The 604-nt window shown below is 39.2% G+C and carries 2 protein-coding genes; both read right to left on the bottom strand.

What is annotated here, in order from left to right:
- On the bottom strand, nt 1–287 hold a 287-nt coding region (locus AB4653_RS18325), incomplete at its 3' end, for a hypothetical protein (protein ID WP_372104928.1).
- Between the two features lie 51 nt (nt 288–338).
- Nucleotides 339–566, bottom strand: coding sequence for a hypothetical protein (locus AB4653_RS18320; protein ID WP_372104926.1), 228 nt, complete (start codon nt 564–566; stop codon nt 339–341).
- Nucleotides 567–604: the final 38 nt, after the last annotated feature.

Raw genomic sequence — 604 nt, 5'->3', positions numbered from 1 at the left:
AGAATGCGAAATTCGGTAATAACAATAGATAATGATTGAACGATCACCCCTAAAATCAACGCTACATAAAATAATGGCATATCAAGTCGAACTACAAAGAACATCAACAAAATAGAAAATACCATTAAGACCAAAGAAATAGATTTGATTTCAGATGAAGAACAAACAATATATCCTTCTTCATTCTGCTTAATTCTAACCCCACCGAATATTGAACCATTAAAAACAATAATTGAGCCATTTAATACTCTGCATTGTTCGTTAGGGAAAAGATGTTTAACATCCATAAATTTCTCCTATATTATACAGCCCTTGATTTAAGGGCTGTAGCTTATTAGTTAGTTGGTATTTCCCGCGCCTCCAGTTCCAGCGGCTGCTGCTGTTGCAGCTGCTGCACAGCCGATAGCACCAAGTCCACCAGTTGCAGCCATACATCCAGCAAATGCGCCAGCCCATGCCGCAGCAGAAGCAGCTGTTGCAGCTCCTTTGGTCTGAGACATTGGTCTATTTGATCCTGGAGATGCTGGATAATCACTAGCGTTCCCATCACCACCACCATCAACCATTGAAATTTCTTCAACATTTAAGTTATACATAAGTTATT

This window comes from Vibrio sp. 10N.222.48.A3 (genome assembly GCF_041475345.1).
Classification (GTDB): domain Bacteria; phylum Pseudomonadota; class Gammaproteobacteria; order Enterobacterales; family Vibrionaceae; genus Vibrio; species Vibrio tasmaniensis_A.
This window is presented reverse-complemented; position numbering and strand designations above follow the sequence as displayed.

Excerpts from the sequence above, each read along its gene's own strand:
- AB4653_RS18320 (WP_372104926.1), bottom strand. The coding sequence starts at position 566 with ATGGTTGATGGTGGTGGTGATGGGAACGCTAGTGATTATCCAGCATCT.